Raw genomic sequence first — 17,268 nt, forward strand, 5'->3', positions numbered from 1 at the left:
AACTAAACTTATAGTGTGTTTTTTTGTGTGTATTTTAAAAAAGATTACTCTTTTTTCTCAATGTTGTCATCTTCTTCTTTGCTAGCGTCTTTAAATTCTTTAATTCCGCTACCTAAACCACGCATTAATTCAGGGATTTTTTTACCCCCAAATAATAAAAGCACAATAACGACAATTAGTGCTATTTGCCATGGTCCTATTGCCAGTGGTAACATATATAAAATCATATAGCTTTATTTTAAAGTACAAAGTTAATAATTAAAGTTTAATATAAACGCTTTAATACCAACTTTAGCACGAACTAAATACGATAGTGCCATAATTTTAATTAATTTCGCAATACCTATGGTTAAGAAAAAGAAGAAACCCAGAAAGTTTGCCAAGAAACTACTCAATAAGTATCGTTTAGTTATTCTAAACGAGGATACTTTTGAGGAGCGTATTTCGTTAAAATTAACGCGACTTAACGTGTTTGTTTTACTTTCTTTATCGGCTATTTTTTTAGTTGTTTCAACGAGTATTCTAATCGCATTTACACCTCTTCGGGAATATATACCTGGTTATTCATCGGTTGCGCTTAAAAAACGTGCGACAGAATTAAATTATAAAACCGATTCTTTACAACGTGTAATTGCTATAAATGAGCAATATTTTTCATCTATAAAGAAAGTTTTACATGGGGAAATTGATAAAGTAGACTTTAATAAAGATTCCATTATTGAGGCGACCAAACAAGAAGCAAAAACCTTCGATTTATCGCCAAGCAAAGAGGATTCGTTATTGCGAGAAAAAGTTAAAAAAGAAGATAAGTATAACTTATTCGAATCGGCAAAACTCAATTCAAGCTTTATATTATTCCCACCAGTTTCTGGAGAAATTTCTCAAGAGTACAATGTCGAAGAAAAACATTTTGCTGTGGATATTGTAACTAAAAAAGACACACCTGTAAAAGCAACAGCCGACGGTACCGTTATTTTCGCCGATTGGACTACCGATGGCGGTTATGTAATTATTTTAGAGCACAGTCAGGGTTTAATATCAGTATACAAGCACAATGCCCTGTTGACCAAAAGTCAAGGGGATTTAGTAACGGCAGGCGAAGTTATTGCCACAACTGGTAACAGCGGTGAATTAACCACAGGACCGCATTTACATTTTGAATTGTGGAGTGATGGATATCCTATTAATCCCACTAATTTTATAGACTTTAAATAATGTTTTCACTAAAAGCAGCATTGGCAGTACCATTTGCAAAATTCATAGTTAAAAAGGAGCAAAAATGGATTAATAATCCTCTTGAAACGCAAGAGCGGGTATTTCAGGATCTTATAAATGATGCGGCTTCAACCGCTTTTGGAGTCGATCATGAGTTTGCGAGTATTAAAAGTCACGCTGATTATGTAAAACGAGTTCCTATTCGTGATTATGAAGATCTAAAACCTTATGTAGATCGAGTTGTAGCTGGAGAATCGGATGTACTTTGGAAAGGCAAGCCTTTGTATTTTGCAAAAACATCTGGAACAACCTCTGGTGCTAAATATATCCCTTTAACCAAGGAAAGTATGCCAACGCATGTTGCTGCGGCTCGGAATGCTATTTTATCTTATATTCATGAAACGGGCAACGCTAAATTCGTTTCTGGTAAAATGATTTTTTTACAAGGAAGCCCTGTTTTAACGGAGCAAAACGGGATTCAATTAGGGCGTTTATCGGGAATTGTAGCGCATTTTGTACCTAAATATCTCCAAAAAAATAGAATGCCATCTTGGGAAACCAATTGTATAGACGACTGGGAAACCAAGGTCGAAGCGGTCGTTAAGGAAACGCTTCCTGAAGATATGACGGTTATTTCGGGAATTCCTTCTTGGGTACAAATGTATTTTGAGAAAATCCAGGAGAAGACCGGCAAAAAAGTAGGTGATGTTTTTAAAAACTTCAACCTCTTTATTTTTGGAGGAGTTAACTACGAACCATATCGCGCCAAATTTGAAAGTTTAATTGGAAGAAAAGTAGACAGTATTGAATTATATCCAGCAAGTGAAGGTTTTTTCGCTTACCAAGATAAGCAAAATGAAAAAGGAATGTTGTTGCTTTTAAACGGCGGCATTTTTTACGAATTTGTTCCAGCCGATGAGTTTTTTAATGAAAACCCAATAAGATTAACGCTTAAAGATGTGAAAGTAGGTGTTAATTACGTCATGATTATTTCTACCAATGCTGGACTTTGGGCTTATAATGTGGGCGATACCATTATGTTTACATCTATAAAACCGTTTCGCGTGATTGTTTCCGGAAGAATAAAACATTTTATTTCTGCTTTTGGAGAACATGTTATAGGCAAGGAAGTGGAACAAGCTTTAAAGGAAGGTATAGAAGGAAGCAACTTTCAAATTTCGGAATTTACGGTTTCACCACAAATAAATCCAGAATCTGGATTACCATTTCATGAGTGGTTTATTGAGTTTGAAAATAACGTAGAAAACGTTTCAGATTTGGCAACTAAAATAGATGCCGCTTTACAGGAACAGAACAGCTATTATTTCGACTTAATAAAAGGAAAGGTTTTACAGCCTTTAAAAATATCAGAAGTTAAGAAAAATGGTTTTCAAACCTATATGAAGTCAGTAGGTAAACTAGGTGGACAGAATAAAATACCACGATTATCAAACGACCGCGTAATAGCTGACAAAATCTACGATCTGAATTTGATTAAATAATAGTATATTTGAAAATTAAACAGTATTTATGAATAAAATAATGCATCATGCGAGAACGAGAGCTCAAGAAAGCTCAAATGCAATAGAAAGAATGTACATAACCATGAGACATTTGTTTAATCGTGGTTTTTATAAGCCTATGGGTGTTTCGGGTGAAACACTTCGTGAGGCTTTGTTGCTTTTAAGACCAGAGATTTACGGGTCTATAGGCGATGAAAAAGCTGAACTGGAAGGCCTTTTATATGTCATAGACAGATTGCCACAAGGTATTGAAGAATGTATGTTTATTAACCTTACTAGTGATGAAGGGTATAGTAACTCACATTTTAAACCGATAATTCCATCAAAACGACGTAGAAATTGTTATCGTATTGACGATGAACAAATGAATATTGAAATAACGCGAGGCCGTTCAGAAATATATGATATTCTAACGCATTTAACGTTTTTGTTTGTAGAGTCGCATAAAATAAGCAAACGTGTTTTAATAGATGAAAACGGAAATACTACACGCGATTGGATTAAGTTAGAAAAAGCAGTTTTATCAAAAAAGAAACTGACTCAAATTGAACGTGAAGTTGCCATTTCGCATACTGCTAATATTTTAGGACGCACTTTTAATGAGTTGAGTTTTGTATACGGACAGTTTCAGACACCAGAACAACCAGAGCGTTTATTACATATTGTTTATTGGTTAGGAAAATTAGCCATAGAAGAAGTTATAAATAATAATAGACGTACCATAACATTTAGTCCTGTTTTAAGAGAGCGATTAGGACATCATATTCACGGTGAAATTTGGGCTGATAAAATTAAAAATGTCTTACATAAAAATAATCTTCTAGAAAGACCTATTCACATCATTAGTGCTAATATGCACAGTGTTATGAATACATTATACGCGCCAGTCGCTTTGAAGAGTTTATTGGCAAAAAAAACGATATTTCAGGTTTACGAGGAATTAAGTAAAAAAGAAAACGAAGTACTTCGAAATAAAGTCACTAATCAAGCATTACAAAATGGTATGATTTACATACCCGATAGTTCTGGAACCAATATAGATGTTCAAATATTTGATACGGATAAGCTGGATTTATCTAAAACCGATTTAGAGATTAACAATACCGAGGAGAAATCCGACAAGCCTATTGTATTTGTGATGGATTATGCTTTTGGAGAACAAGCTTATGAAACAATTGATGAGCTATTAAAACCAGCATTAATTGATAATAAGAGTATATGTTTAAACGTAGCGTCGGTATCCATTATGGGTAAAGCTGGAATTTTGGAAGGTGGTAAAGGTGATATTATGATACCATCTGCCCATATTTTCGAAGGTACAGCCGATAATTATCCATTTGTTAATGAATTATCTAAAGCCGATTTTGAAGGTAATGGATTAGCGGTTTTTGAAGGTTCTATGATAACCGTTCTAGGGACCTCTTTACAAAATAAGGATATTTTGAAGTTTTTCTATAACTCAACATGGCACGTTATTGGTTTGGAAATGGAAGGCGCGCATTATCAAAAAGCGATTCAATCTGCTTCCAAAGTTAGAAAAACTATTAATCCAGACGTCAAAGTACGATACGCGTATTATGCTAGTGACAACCCATTAGAAACTGGTGGCACATTAGCATCAGGCGGATTGGGAACTTCAGGCGTTAAACCGACCTATTTAATAACCCGAAAAATATTGCAACAAATTTTTAATAATCAGTAATAGAATATGAACGAGAATCCCAGTCCATCTAATCCCCAAAACAATTCGGAAGAAGTCGATTTAGGCCAGTTGTTTAAGCTTATAGGAAATGCATTTGATCGTTTCTTTAGGTTTATAGCTAATATATTTAAAGGTATCTTTTTAGCTTTTGTTTGGCTCATTTTTTTCTTAAAAAAACATCTTATAAAACTTGCAATCGCAGGAATTGTCGGAATTATTTTAGGAGTAATATTGGATAAAACATCCGATCCAGTGTATAAGTCTTATATAACTGTAAAACAAAATTTTGATATTGGAGAAAATCTATATAATGCTATTAATTATTATAACGATTTAGTAAAGCAGGAGGATTTAAAGACTTTAAAAAAGGTTTTTCATATGCCAGAAGATAGTCTTGCCTCTATTAGAAATTTTGAGATTAAATCTGTAACCAACGAAAAGCAAAAAATTAAAAGATATGATGATTATTTACAAACACTGGATACTTCAGTAGCTTCTACTGTTACCTATGAGTTTTTTTTAAAAAATGACAAAGATTATAGCCATGACTATCAACAAATAGCTATTACAGCCAAGGGACGAAATAGTTTTAATGCTGTTTTTAGCAATATTATTGAAAATATTAATACCAACAGCTATTTAAAAAGGGAACAAGAAAAAGATATAAAGGAACTTAAAGAACAAGCTTTAGCAATTTCTAATTCGATGATTAAGTCGGATACGTTGCTTTCGGTTTATCAAAAAGCCATTATCAAATCGGCTGAAAACAATAATGAATTTCAAGGAAAAATCACCATTGAAAACAAAGATTATAGAAACTCAACTAAAGAGTTTGAACTCTATAGTAAAGATTTAGAGCTTAAAGAGAAACTCGTTGAAATAGAGAGGGAAATTGCTGATAAAAAGTTTGTTATAGAAATAACATCTAGTAATCAAGATAGTGGTTCTGTGGATAATAGAAAGCAACTTTTTGGTTGGTATTTCAATGGAAAAGTCTTTTATGCCTTTGTTTTATTAGGGCTTACGTTTTTAGTGTTAATAGGTTTAGAATTTTTTAGATTTATAGGACGTTTTAAAGATAAAGCAGCATGAATAACATGAATAAATCTATTTTAATTACTGGAGGTGCTGGGTTTATTGGCTCTCATGTGGTTCGGTTATTTGTAGAAAAATACCCAAACTATACTATTTTTAACCTTGATTCATTAACCTATGCAGGGAATTTAGAGAACCTAAAGGATATTGAAAACAAACCGAATTATACATTTATAAAAGCAGATATTACGGATGAAGCCGAAATAAATGTGCTTTTTAAAAAGTATCAATTTGAGGCGGTAATACATTTAGCAGCTGAATCGCATGTGGATAGATCCATTGAAGATCCTTTAGCATTTGTAAAAACCAATGTTATTGGTACCATGGTTTTGTTAAACGCCTTTAAAAACCTTTGGAAAGCTGATTTCAGGAACAAACTATTTTATCATATTAGCACCGATGAGGTTTATGGAACCTTAGGTGATACGGGGCTTTTTACAGAAAACACCTCTTACGATCCAAACTCACCTTATTCGGCTTCTAAAGCGAGCTCGGATCATTTTGTAAGAGCCTATGGTGAAACCTATGGTTTGCCCTATGTTATTTCTAACTGTTCCAATAACTATGGTCAAAATCAATTTCCAGAAAAATTGATTCCATTATTTATTAATAATATCATTAACAAGAAACCGCTTCCTGTTTATGGCGACGGAAATTATACCCGTGATTGGTTATATGTGCAGGATCATGCTATAGCAATAGACTTGGTATTTCATAAAGGAATATTAGGAGAAACGTATAATATTGGTGGTTTTAATGAATGGAAGAACATCGATTTGGTCTCGTTGTTATGTGAACAAATGGATATGGCATTAAAACGCCCCGCAGACTCTTCAAAAGAATTAATCACCTACGTGAAAGATCGTCCAGGTCATGATTTACGCTATGCTATCGACGCGTCTAAAATTAAAAATGAATTGGGTTGGGAGCCTTCTGTAACTTTTGAGCAGGGTTTGAAAAGAACAATCGATTGGTATTTAGATAATGTTGATTGGCTACAAAGCGTTACAAGCGGCACGTATCAGTCCTATTACGATAAACAATATAACTAGATTTTTCAATTTTTTAGAACCTGATAAGGTTTTAGAAACTATAAATTAAATTTTTAATGAAAGGAATTATACTCGCTGGAGGATCCGGAACTAGACTTCATCCATTAACATTATCTGTAAGTAAGCAATTAATGCCGATTTATGATAAACCCATGATTTATTATCCGCTTTCCACCTTAATGTTTGCTGGAATTAAAGAAATCTTAATTATTTCAACTCCCAAAGATTTACCGCTTTTTGAAGAACTTTTAGGCGATGGTAAAAAGTATGGTTGCACTTTTGAATATGCAGTTCAAGAAGCGCCAAATGGATTAGCAGAGGCTTTTATTATAGGTGAGGAATTTATAGGTAATGATAAAATAGCCCTTATTTTAGGAGATAATATTTTCTACGGCTCGGGGTTGGCCAAATTATTGCAGAGTAATAACAATCCTGATGGTGGAATTATCTATGCGTATCGCGTTCATGACCCTGAACGTTATGGTGTAGTAGAATTTAATGCAGCCGGACAAGCTATTTCTATAGAAGAAAAACCTGAAAATCCGAAATCTAATTATGCCGTTCCAGGTATTTATTTTTATGATAATTCGGTTGTTAACATCGCCAAAAACATCAAGCCTAGCCATCGCGGTGAATTGGAAATTACAGATATTAATAGAGCGTATTTAAGTCAGGGTAAATTAAGTGTGAGTATTTTAGATCGCGGCACTGCATGGTTGGACACGGGTACTTTTCAGTCGCTTATGCAAGCTTCTCAATTTGTTGAGGTTTTGGAGGAAAGACAAGGATTAAAAATAGGCTCTATTGAAGCTGCAGCTTTTGAAATGGGTTACATTTCAGAAAATCAATTTAGAGCATTGGCAGAACCACTTTTAAAAAGCGGTTATGGAAAAAATTTATTAGGCTTATTGAATAAAAAATAATGACTGTAATAGAAACGAAATTAGAAGGCTGTTTTATAATTGAACCTAAAGTATTTGAAGACAAAAGAGGTTATTTTTTTGAATCCTTTAATGAAAAGGAATTTCAGAAATTAACTGGTACTAACACAAATTTTTTACAGGACAATGAGTCTTATTCAATAAGAGGTGTTTTAAGAGGCCTGCATTATCAAACAGGAATTCATGCACAAGCAAAATTAGTACGCGTTATTAAAGGAAGTGTTTTAGATGTAGCTGTTGATATTAGAAAGAATTCTTCTACGTTTGGTCAATATATTTCCTTTGAACTCACCGAAGATAATAAGAGACAATTATTTGTCCCTAGAGGCTTTGCTCATGGGTTTGTTGTTTTAAGCGACACAGCTATTTTTGCCTACAAATGCGATAATTATTACAATAAAGAATCGGAAGGCGGCATAATTTATAACGATCCGAGTTTAAATATAGATTGGAAATTACCAGAAGAATCTCTTTTAGTTTCTGAAAAAGATGTGATTTTGTCCAAACTAGAGAATGCAAAACTATGATAAAAATCCTAGTAACTGGAGGAAACGGACAATTAGCGAGCTGTATAAAAGACCTTGAAAAATTATATAATAAGTTAAAATTTATCTATACAGATTATCAGGAATTGGATATTACAGATTTGGAATCCGTTGACACTTTTTTTAAAAATAATTCATTTGACTACTGTATAAATTGTGCCGCCTATACAGCAGTAGACAAAGCAGAAAGCGAGATAAAAATTGCTTTTGATGTGAATGAAATTGGTGCAAAAAACTTGGCAATTGTTTGCAAAGATTTTCATGCGACTTTAATGCATGTATCTACTGATTTCGTTTTTGATGGAAGAAAGTCTAGTTTTTATAAGGAAGAAGACTTTGTTAACCCAATAAGTGTTTATGGACAATCGAAATTAAAAGGAGAACTTCAAATATCAAAGAGTCTATCCAACCACTTTATTTTTAGAACCTCTTGGTTGTACTCTGAACACGGTAATAACTTCATGAAAACGATGATGCGATTATCTAAAGAAAAAGATGAATTAAGTGTAGTTGTGGACCAAATTGGCACGCCTACTTATGCGAAAGATTTGGCGCAATTGATCTTACAGCTGATTTCTACTAAAAACACGCAATATGGATTATATCATTACAGTAACGAAGGTGTGGCCAGTTGGTATGATTTCGCGAAAGCTATTTTTGAAGAAATAGATGCTGAAATAAAATTATCACCTATAAAAACCACTGAATATCCTACCCCAGCAAAAAGACCAGCGTTTAGTGTGCTGGATAAATCTAAAATTAAAAGGACATTTCAGCTAGAAATTCCACATTGGCGAGATAGTTTAAGGAAAGCACTTTTAAATTACAATGGATAACAATTTACACATTGCTATAAAGGCCTCTTTAGCCGCAGGAAAAGTTGTCATGGAAGTTTATGAAACCGCATTTAATGTGGAGCTAAAAGATGATAAATCGCCATTAACAGAAGCTGATAACAAAGCGAATGCTGTTATCAATGCGTATTTAATTCCCACTGAAATTCCTATAATCTCGGAAGAGAATAAACAAACAGACTATGCTATCAGAAAAGAATGGGAAACCTGTTGGGTAGTGGATCCAGTTGATGGAACGAAAGAATTTGTAAAACGCAATGGCGAGTTCACGGTTAACATAGCTTTAGTTGCAAAAGGAAAGCCTGTATTAGGTGTTATTTATGTGCCTGCGACCAAAACCCTTTATTACGCGGATAAAGAAATAAATCAGGCTTTTAAAGCCGATTTAGAATCGCATGATGTTTCAATAGCCAAAGTTTTAGAATTGGCTGTAGCATTACAACCAAAAGATGAAAACTCCAAAATAATTCAAGTTGTGGCAAGTCGATCGCATATGAATCAAGATACGTTAACTTTCGTGGAAAGCTTAAAAGGCGAAGGCAAAGAAGTAGAAATTATTTCTAAAGGAAGCTCATTAAAGTTTTGTTTACTAGCTGAAGGTTTGGCTGATGTATATCCGCGATTTGCACCTACTATGGAATGGGATACCGCAGCTGGCCAAGCCATTTGCAATGCCGTTGGATTGCAAGTCCTTTCAACAGAAACTAATAGTTCATTAGCTTATAATAAAGAAAATTTATTGAATAGCTATTTTGTGGCTGGAAAGTAATGTTTTGATAATTCTATGGGTGTTAATAAATGCGATGAGAGATATTTCGTGTTACTTCTTCAATAATATTCTAAAACTAAAATAAGTCCATAAAACTTTTATTGGTAAAAGATTAATGAGGCAGTTAGAAGCATTATTTTTCTGGATGACACGATAAATGAAAACGATCTCACTCAAACTAGTGTTTATTTCTAATTTATAGAATGACCTTAATAAAACCTACTATTCCTCTTGTTTTTTTTATCTTTGCCAAATTGCGAAACAAAATTAACTTGCCTGTTGAAGTAATTAATTATTTTAAAAATAGCTATTGCTTAAAGCCATACGTATGAAAAGATTATTTTTATTTTTTTGCTTTGTATCTATTATTTCTTGTAAATCAGATAAAAAAGAAGAACAAAAAACTATACCAATTGATAATACAATAACAACCAATACTGAAATAGACGGGAAAATGTACTTTGAAATCATAATGGATGCGGTTGTGCTGAAAGATGACAAATTTCACGTGTTCTATAAAGACTTCAATGATGGCGGATTTTCAGGGGAAAGAGTTATAGAAGCATTAGTCAAAGGCAATGTTAATAATCAGCAAATAATATTTGCCATTCCAGAGGAAATAATACCAAACGGCCTGCGTTTAGACTTTGGAGTTAATTATGGACAAGAACCAATAAAGTTAAATTCTCTTAAAATTAGATTTGACAAGAGGGAGTTTCAATTTAATGACGGAAAATTTGAGCAGTTATTCAAACCTAATAAGTTTGTAATTTACGGTGAGAAAGATAAAGAAATTATTACGGAACCAATTGATGGATTATATGATCCTAATTTTGTTTCTATAAACTTAGAAGATATTATTTTCTCTTTAATGGATTAATTATATGACAAAAATTTTAGATTGTACCCTTAGAGATGGTGGCTACTACACCAATTGGGATTTTGATAAAGAACTTGTGGTTGAGTATTGTAAGGCAATGGAAGAGCTTCCTATTGATTACGTTGAAATTGGCTATAGAAGTATAAGTCTAAAAGGATATTTAGGAGAGTATTTTTACTGTCCAGAGTATGTGATGAAAGAATTGAAAGAGCTAATGCCTTCAAAAAAGTTAACTATTATATTAGACGAAAAGAATATTCGTGCAGAACATGTAGATACGCTTTTAAAACCGTGTATTCCATATATCACTATGGTTAGAATGGCAATTGATCCTAAAAACATGAAAAGGGCGATTGTTCTGGCAAAAGCCGTAAAAGCAATGGGGTTTCAAGTTGCGTTTAATGTGATGTACATGTCCAAATGGAAGGAAGACTCTGCTTTTTTGGACTTACTGGAGGGCTTGGAAGATACGATTGATTATTTTTATATGGTTGACTCTTTTGGAGCCGTTTTACCAAACGACGTTAAAGATATAATAGAGTTGGTTAAATCAAAAACGAATGTTTCCCTTGGTTTTCATGGGCATAATAATCTTGAAATGGCTTTAATTAATACTATTACAGCTATAGAAGAAGGTTGTGACATAGTTGACGCTACCATAACAGGAATGGGTAGAGGAGCAGGCAATTTGAGAACAGAACTATTACTTACCTATTTTGACAGTAAAAATATTTTAAAAACGAGATACGCTATCATGAGTAATGTTGTTTCATCCTTCGAAAACTTAAAGGCACATTATGCTTGGGGAACTAATTTACCTTATATGTTTTCAGGCGCTTTTTCGTTACCTCAAAAGCAGGTCATGGAATGGGTTGGTTTAAATAGATACTCACTTGGGTGTATCTTAAACGCATTAAACAATCAAAAGGAGTCTTTAAGCGACAATATTAAGTTGCCGGTTTTACAAAGTAAAAAAGAATTTAAAACGGCAATTATTCTTGGCGGAGGTAAATCTGTGAAACACCATAATACAGCGCTTAAAAAATTAGCTAAAAGTAAAGAAAATATCTGTGTTGTGCATGCTGGGGCAAGAAATGTATCTAATTTTATAGATTTAGACATTAAACAGTTTTACGCATTGGCAGGTTTTGAAAGTGAAAAATTATTGAAGAACATAGGTGACTTTACCAAAATAGATCAACAATGTGTTTATCCACCATTTCCCCGAAATATGGGAACAGTAATTCCACAAGAAATTAAAACTATTTCTTGCGAGTTGGAATCGATAGATTTTACCAAGGCATCTACGGATTCTTTATTAGCAATTGGCATTCAAACCGCAATAAATTTAGGAGTTGATACGATTCTTTTGGCGGGATTTGACGGCTACGATACCACAATAGACCAGACACAGTTTATGTTGGCTCAAGAGAATCAAAATATACTTAATGATATTTTAAAGTTATCGCATATAAATGTCATGGCTATTACACCAACGAAGTATGATAACTTGGAAACAAGCTCCATTTATAGCTTGATATAATTAATTAGGTTAAAAGAAACGTGTTTATCCTGCTCGCGCAGTTATATTAAAATTATTCTCAATATTATAAAAGTTAAAAATGAAAGATTTTGTCGTAGTAATTCCAGCTAGGTACGAGTCCTCAAGATTGCCTGGGAAACCTTTAATTGACTTGAATGGCAAAAGTTTATTATTACGAACTTATGAGCAATGTTGTAAGGCCGTTAGAAAAGAGTCTGTGTATGTTGCTACTGATGATGAAAGAATTTATAAATATTGTATTGACCATAAGATTCAAGTTGAGAAGACAGCTAAAACTTGTTTAACAGGTACGGATCGAGTAGCTGAATTTGCTAAAAAAATAGCAGCAAAATCATATATTAATGTTCAAGGAGATGAACCATTAATGAATCCGGAGGACATTATAAAAGTTATAAATGCAGTCATCCAATTTCCTAACGATATTATCAATGGTTATGCCTCCATAGAAGAAGAAGAGCAATACTTAAGTTTAACTATACCTAAAGTTGTTTTTAGGCCAGATAAAAGATTGTTATACATGTCACGTTCTCCAATACCTGGAAACAAATCTGGAAACTTTAGGAAGTCCTGGAGACAAATATGTGTATACGGATTCCCAAAAGACACGTTGATAGAATTTGCAAACCAGAAAGACAAACTTACTTTAGAAGCTGAGGAAGATATTGAGATTTTGAGGTTTTTAGAGCTTGGTTATGAAGTCAGAATGCTAGAGTTGTCTTCAGACTCTTTAGCGGTGGATACACCGGAGGACGCTGATAAAGTAAGAAAAATTCTAGGACAGTTAGAATAAATGATAATTAAAGAAATGAAAAATATATTGTGGGATTTTGACGGAGTTATTTTAGACTCTATGGAGGTTAGGGATTTCGGTTTTAAGGAAATATTTAAAAACTTTAATGAGGAGCAAATTAGTCTATTAATTAAATACCATAGAGATAATGGTGGGCTATCGCGATATGTGAAAATTCGTTACTTTTTTGAGACTATTTTAAATAAAGATACTACTGAAAAAGAAATAAATGAGTATGCACTTAAGTTCTCTGAGATCATGCGTAAAGAACTTACCAATTCTCAAAATTTAATTATGGATTCGTTAAACTTTATTAAGCAAAATCATTCAAATTATAATTTTCACATCGTATCTGGATCGGATCAAGAGGAGCTTCGGTTTTTGTGTCATGAATTAAATTTATCAAGTTATTTTATTTCAATTCACGGTTCTCCAATACCAAAAATTACATTAGTTAAAAAATTAATTAAGGAACACGGTTATCTGTCAAAAGAAACCTGTTTAATGGGAGATTCCATTAATGATTATGAAGCTGCTCATTCTAATGGTATCTCTTTTTATGCCTATAATAACAAGAAGTTAAAAGAAAAAGGATTCAATTATATTGAGGAATTCAAAGTTTTTAGTTTTAATACATAAGCTGCTTTGATTAAGAAGATTATAAATCACTCATTAGTTTACGCTATTCTACCTAAATTACCAATACTCGCGGGTTTTATAATGTTGCCATGGATAACGCCATTTCTAGAGAATTTAGATTATGGAATTTATGGTATTATTTTATCAATATCCACGGGAGCTACTGTAATTAAAACGCTTGGTCTTGATGTAATTTTAATGAACACTTATATTCATTTGTATGATAGTCAAAAATTCAAACCCTTTTGGAACGAGATTCAAGGCTTTATTGCTGTTTGGTCCATAATATTAAGTATTATTGTTGGTCTAGTTATTTTTTGGATGTTACCAATAGAAGCTAAAGAAAATATAAATATAATTCTAATTTTAACGGTAATACCAATACTTTTTTATTCGCCACTTCAAATAATAGCAACAAAATATTATCAAATGGCAGAGAAACCAATTCAAATTGGTTATAGATCTTTATTGTTTGGTGTAGTTTCCGTAGTTTTAACTTATTACTTTATTGCTGAGCTTAAAATTGGCTATTTAGGCTGGTTGTGGAGCTTTTTTATCACAGAAACGCTGTTGTTTCTCTCTTATATCTATCCCATTTGGATTCGTGAGGAATTATATCCTAACATACTATTTAGAAGAAAAGCAATAAAACGTTATTTAAAAATATCGCTTCCATTAGTTCCTCATACAAGTGCTTTTTTTTTATTAGATTTTTCTGATAGATTAGTAATGTTAAATATGGGAGTTAGCACCTCAAATATTGGTCTTTATGACTTTGCTTATCGATTTGCTGGTTATGCACGCGTTTTTTCTGAAAGTATCCACCAAGCTTCAACACCATTGTTATTAAAAGAGTATAAAGCGAGAAAGGAAACTAGCTACATTAAGGATATGGTATTCCTACAAAGTTTTGTTGTGTGTTTTGTTTCCTTTGCTATTTCAATATGGCTTAAAGAGATTTTTCATTTGATGGTTAAAAATGAGGATTTAGTTAATACTTATAATATGGGTATAATATTGACAATGTCTTACGCGTACAAGCCAATGTACACTGCAATGGCTACCGTTTTTTATTATCATGAAAAAACAAAAGAATTTTGGAAAATCTCCTTTATTGCAGGGCTCATAAATATTATTCTAAATATTATTTTTATACCTATTTATGGGTTTAAAGTGGCAGTGATTACAACCTTTATTTCCTTTTTGTATATTGGATACTCTGGATTTTTAGTTACTGGTTTTAAAAAGATATATGCTTATGATTTTAAACCATTAATGTGGGTTGCTTATACTACTGTACTTTTAATAATTGCATATATTTTCAAAGATGCTTCAATGATATTAAAACTATTATTAACATTTAGTTTGTTTATATTTACAATTTTTAACACTATTCCTTTAATTAAAAAAATAAGATGATTCTAATTCGCTTTTTGGGTAAAATTTATTCCTATTACATTCTTTTATCAATGCCTAATGTTTTTAAAACTAAAAAGAGTAAGGAATATTTACAAATGTATGCAGAATCTGAAATAAAGCTTCCGCTTTTTAGAATTCACGCTAAACTAAAAGGATATAAGTCTATAAGTACGTATGTGGATTCAAAAAAGAAATCTGATACCGTTTTTATTTTAGGAAGTGGTGAGTCAATAAATGATTTGCAAAAAGAAGATTGGGATAAAATAAAAAAACACAATATTATAGGTTTAAATTACTCATTTGTGCATCCAGTTATTCCTGATTATCATTTAATGGAAATGATTCCTTTAAAAGAAATGCAAAATTTTTTTTGTAAAGTGACAGAAGAGCGTTATAAAGAGGTTGATGTTTTTTTTCAATACAAACATATATTAAAAAGTGGATTTGATATAAAAGATTACGTACACAAAAAAAGAGCTTATATACATGTACCACATCTTTATCCTACGATTTATGATGATATTTTAGCATTGTATTTTTTAGATATTAAAAAGAAGAGAGATATTAATTTTTCACATTTAATTCATCATAATAGTCACATAGGTTGTGCGGTAATGTTTGCTCAAATACTGGGATATAAAAATATTGTAATGTTAGGAATAGATTTGAATGGCGGAGACTATTTTACGAATTCAAAAATAAAATCTGAAGCATTCCCACTAAACAATGATTATATAGAAATGAATCAATTAAGAGAGAAGCATAATGTAAACACGAAAGATTTTGAGAATAACAAACATCCAACGGTTAACCAAAAACTTTTAAACAATAGAGGATGCGTATCTATGGAGGTCTATTTTAGTTTATATAATAAAATAATGCTAAAAGACGATAAGGTAAAGCTATATATTAATACTAACAAGTCTATTTTATCAGAGTTTTTAGATGTTTACGACTTTGATAAAAATCACTCTAAATAATGGAAGCTTTTATAAAATTAAAGCAAATAGACTTTATTTTTATTGTTTTTCTATTGCTCGTTACACAAGGAAATATTCAATTAAAGTTGGTAGGAATCCTATTCATTTTGTTGTTACGACCTAATGCTATCTTGAAAATAAATGGTTTAGCTAAATTTTATATATTGATTATATTATTGCACGTATGTAGTGGCATAATAAATTTCATTATAAATGGCGTTGGATATTTCATTAACTTCATGATGGTTTTTGTTTTTTGGACAATTTCATTTATAATTATTTCGCAAATAAATTATTTTTTAAAATTAAAAACAATTGAAGTAATTAATGCGACTATAAATCTGTTTTTTATCATTTCTGTTTTATTTGTCTTATATCAATACTTATCACTGTCATTTGATTATTGGGCTATTAACCCATATAGTATTTCGCCTGCAGCAGGGGATAATATGAAATCGATATATAGCAATTCATCGGTTAATATGATAGTAATGTCATTTTTTTTGTTGAGCTATGCTTTTAGAACTAAATGGGTTTTTGCTTTGTTTTCATTAATATGCTTATTAATGTGTACTTATATGAGTGGGACCGTTATTTTTTTAGTAGGTATTTTGTTTTCGGTCTTATTTTTTTCAAAAATCAAGAGAAAATATAAGGTTTATTTAGTTGGCGCTTCCTTAATAAGTATAGTGATATTTTCCTCTGTATCCCCATCAAATGTAAATTATGCTATGGGCTATATAAATAGGATAATGGAAAATGAGGATAGAGTGCCTTATAAAATTAAGTCTTTTTGGCAAACGATTGATTATAATTCTAGCTCTGTTAAATCACTTTTCATAGGTGCCGGAGGTGGTAATTTTTCCTCTAGGGTAGCGTTTATGGGATCTGGTGATTATGTAGATTGGTTTCCCAAGACTCTCTCTTATTCATCAGATGAATTTATTAAGAACCATTTAGGTATTTGGAATCATGATTTTAATAATAAATGGGATGACAAAAATAATACAGCTAACCAGCCGTTCTCTTTTTACAATCAGATTATGGGAGAATACGGGTTAGTAGGAGTATTAATATTCCTATTATTTTATCTTGGTTATGTTGCGAAAAATTGGAACATATTGACTTACTCAAAATTTGCAATGGCTTGTTTATTAGGATACTTTTTATTGGACTATTGGTTTGAGTACTTTTCAGTTATGGTGATTTTTGAGTTATTGCTAATGTTAGATATTAAACTTAACTCAAAGGAAGAAAAAGAAAACATGAATGCGAAAGAAATAATGCGATAAATGATCAT

At 32.0% G+C, this 17,268-nt stretch carries 17 protein-coding genes; 16 read left to right on the plus strand and 1 reads right to left on the minus strand.

The features are described 5' to 3' along the window. Positions 1-44: 44 nt before the first annotated feature. Positions 45-227 carry a Sec-independent protein translocase subunit TatA/TatB gene (locus BZARG_RS09900; protein ID WP_008638004.1) on the minus strand — a complete coding sequence of 61 codons (183 nt, stop codon included), beginning with the start codon at positions 225-227 and terminating at the stop codon, positions 45-47. A 118-nt stretch (positions 228-345) separates the two neighbouring features. On the opposite strand from BZARG_RS09900, the gene BZARG_RS09905 reads away from it, so the two are divergent. The 16 genes from BZARG_RS09905 to BZARG_RS09980 all read left to right on the plus strand — a co-directional run bounded on the left by BZARG_RS09905 (position 346) and on the right by BZARG_RS09980 (position 17,260). Continuing rightward, a complete protein-coding gene (locus BZARG_RS09905) occupies positions 346-1,215 on the plus strand; it encodes a M23 family metallopeptidase (protein WP_008637946.1) in 870 nt (289 codons plus the stop codon). Continuing rightward, entirely contained in the window at positions 1,215-2,717 is a 1,503-nt protein-coding gene (locus BZARG_RS09910) for a GH3 auxin-responsive promoter family protein (protein ID WP_008638039.1), read from the plus strand. Before BZARG_RS09905 ends, BZARG_RS09910 begins: the two co-directional genes overlap by 1 nt. Before the next feature lie 28 nt (positions 2,718-2,745). Then, the gene (locus BZARG_RS09915) at positions 2,746-4,440 is read left to right on the plus strand and encodes a DUF6909 family protein (RefSeq protein ID WP_040288443.1); all 1,695 of its coding nucleotides are present in this window, start codon (positions 2,746-2,748) and stop codon (positions 4,438-4,440) included. Positions 4,441-4,509: 69 nt separating this feature from the next. Next, entirely contained in the window at positions 4,510-5,532 is a 1,023-nt protein-coding gene (locus BZARG_RS09920) for a YveK family protein (protein WP_123766915.1), read from the plus strand. Positions 5,533-5,537: 5 nt separating this feature from the next. After that, positions 5,538-6,587 (plus strand): dTDP-glucose 4,6-dehydratase, encoded by a 1,050-nt coding sequence (gene rfbB / locus BZARG_RS09925; protein ID WP_008637902.1) that lies wholly within the window; start codon positions 5,538-5,540, stop codon positions 6,585-6,587. Between the two features lie 56 nt (positions 6,588-6,643). Beyond that, positions 6,644-7,510 carry a glucose-1-phosphate thymidylyltransferase RfbA gene (rfbA, locus tag BZARG_RS09930; RefSeq protein WP_008638081.1) on the plus strand — a complete coding sequence of 289 codons (867 nt, stop codon included), beginning with the start codon at positions 6,644-6,646 and terminating at the stop codon, positions 7,508-7,510. Further along, positions 7,510-8,055 (plus strand): dTDP-4-dehydrorhamnose 3,5-epimerase, encoded by a 546-nt coding sequence (gene rfbC, locus BZARG_RS09935; protein ID WP_008638033.1) that lies wholly within the window; start codon positions 7,510-7,512, stop codon positions 8,053-8,055. The genes rfbA and rfbC overlap by 1 nt, the downstream gene beginning before the upstream one ends. Beyond that, positions 8,052-8,909: a dTDP-4-dehydrorhamnose reductase gene (gene rfbD / locus BZARG_RS09940; protein ID WP_008638040.1), complete on the plus strand. Its 858-nt coding sequence runs from the start codon at positions 8,052-8,054 to the stop codon at positions 8,907-8,909. The genes rfbC and rfbD overlap by 4 nt, the downstream gene beginning before the upstream one ends. Further along, a complete protein-coding gene (gene cysQ / locus BZARG_RS09945) occupies positions 8,902-9,696 on the plus strand; it encodes a 3'(2'),5'-bisphosphate nucleotidase CysQ (protein WP_008637984.1) in 795 nt (264 codons plus the stop codon). Before rfbD ends, cysQ begins: the two co-directional genes overlap by 8 nt. Positions 9,697-10,024: 328 nt before the next feature. Further along, positions 10,025-10,576, plus strand: a complete 552-nt coding sequence (locus BZARG_RS09950; protein ID WP_008638096.1) for a hypothetical protein — start codon at positions 10,025-10,027, stop codon at positions 10,574-10,576. A 4-nt stretch (positions 10,577-10,580) separates the two neighbouring features. Continuing rightward, a complete protein-coding gene (locus BZARG_RS09955) occupies positions 10,581-12,119 on the plus strand; it encodes an aldolase catalytic domain-containing protein (protein WP_008637904.1) in 1,539 nt (512 codons plus the stop codon). 79 nt (positions 12,120-12,198) lie between these two features. Further along, positions 12,199-12,930, plus strand: a complete 732-nt coding sequence (locus BZARG_RS09960; protein WP_008637907.1) for a 3-deoxy-manno-octulosonate cytidylyltransferase — start codon at positions 12,199-12,201, stop codon at positions 12,928-12,930. Between the two features lie 15 nt (positions 12,931-12,945). Further along, positions 12,946-13,569 carry an HAD family hydrolase gene (locus BZARG_RS09965; protein WP_237702589.1) on the plus strand — a complete coding sequence of 208 codons (624 nt, stop codon included), beginning with the start codon at positions 12,946-12,948 and terminating at the stop codon, positions 13,567-13,569. A gap of 6 nt (positions 13,570-13,575) precedes the next feature. After that, positions 13,576-14,988: a lipopolysaccharide biosynthesis protein gene (locus BZARG_RS09970; RefSeq protein ID WP_008638053.1), complete on the plus strand. Its 1,413-nt coding sequence runs from the start codon at positions 13,576-13,578 to the stop codon at positions 14,986-14,988. Positions 14,989-15,038: 50 nt separating this feature from the next. Beyond that, positions 15,039-15,968: a hypothetical protein gene (locus BZARG_RS09975; RefSeq protein ID WP_123766919.1), complete on the plus strand. Its 930-nt coding sequence runs from the start codon at positions 15,039-15,041 to the stop codon at positions 15,966-15,968. Continuing rightward, complete coding sequence (locus BZARG_RS09980; RefSeq protein WP_008638117.1) at positions 15,968-17,260, plus strand: membrane protein; 1,293 nt, start codon at positions 15,968-15,970, stop codon at positions 17,258-17,260. The genes BZARG_RS09975 and BZARG_RS09980 overlap by 1 nt, the downstream gene beginning before the upstream one ends. Positions 17,261-17,268 lie beyond the last annotated feature (8 nt).

Source organism: Bizionia argentinensis JUB59 (genome assembly GCF_000224335.1).
Classification (GTDB): domain Bacteria; phylum Bacteroidota; class Bacteroidia; order Flavobacteriales; family Flavobacteriaceae; genus Algorimicrobium; species Algorimicrobium argentinense.

Coding starts and splice junctions, on each gene's coding strand:
- BZARG_RS09965 (WP_237702589.1), top strand. CDS start 12,946: ATGAAAAATATATTGTGGGATTTTGACGGAGTTATTTTAGACTCTATG.
- BZARG_RS09910 (WP_008638039.1), top strand. CDS start 1,215: ATGTTTTCACTAAAAGCAGCATTGGCAGTACCATTTGCAAAATTCATA.
- BZARG_RS09900 (WP_008638004.1), bottom strand. CDS start 227: ATGATTTTATATATGTTACCACTGGCAATAGGACCATGGCAAATAGCA.
- cysQ (WP_008637984.1), top strand. CDS start 8,902: ATGGATAACAATTTACACATTGCTATAAAGGCCTCTTTAGCCGCAGGA.
- BZARG_RS09980 (WP_008638117.1), top strand. CDS start 15,968: ATGGAAGCTTTTATAAAATTAAAGCAAATAGACTTTATTTTTATTGTT.
- BZARG_RS09975 (WP_123766919.1), top strand. CDS start 15,039: ATGCCTAATGTTTTTAAAACTAAAAAGAGTAAGGAATATTTACAAATG.
- rfbD (WP_008638040.1), top strand. CDS start 8,052: ATGATAAAAATCCTAGTAACTGGAGGAAACGGACAATTAGCGAGCTGT.
- BZARG_RS09915 (WP_040288443.1), top strand. CDS start 2,746: ATGAATAAAATAATGCATCATGCGAGAACGAGAGCTCAAGAAAGCTCA.
- BZARG_RS09905 (WP_008637946.1), top strand. CDS start 346: ATGGTTAAGAAAAAGAAGAAACCCAGAAAGTTTGCCAAGAAACTACTC.
- rfbC (WP_008638033.1), top strand. CDS start 7,510: ATGACTGTAATAGAAACGAAATTAGAAGGCTGTTTTATAATTGAACCT.
- BZARG_RS09960 (WP_008637907.1), top strand. CDS start 12,199: ATGAAAGATTTTGTCGTAGTAATTCCAGCTAGGTACGAGTCCTCAAGA.
- rfbA (WP_008638081.1), top strand. CDS start 6,644: ATGAAAGGAATTATACTCGCTGGAGGATCCGGAACTAGACTTCATCCA.
- rfbB (WP_008637902.1), top strand. CDS start 5,538: ATGAATAAATCTATTTTAATTACTGGAGGTGCTGGGTTTATTGGCTCT.
- BZARG_RS09955 (WP_008637904.1), top strand. CDS start 10,581: ATGACAAAAATTTTAGATTGTACCCTTAGAGATGGTGGCTACTACACC.
- BZARG_RS09950 (WP_008638096.1), top strand. CDS start 10,025: ATGAAAAGATTATTTTTATTTTTTTGCTTTGTATCTATTATTTCTTGT.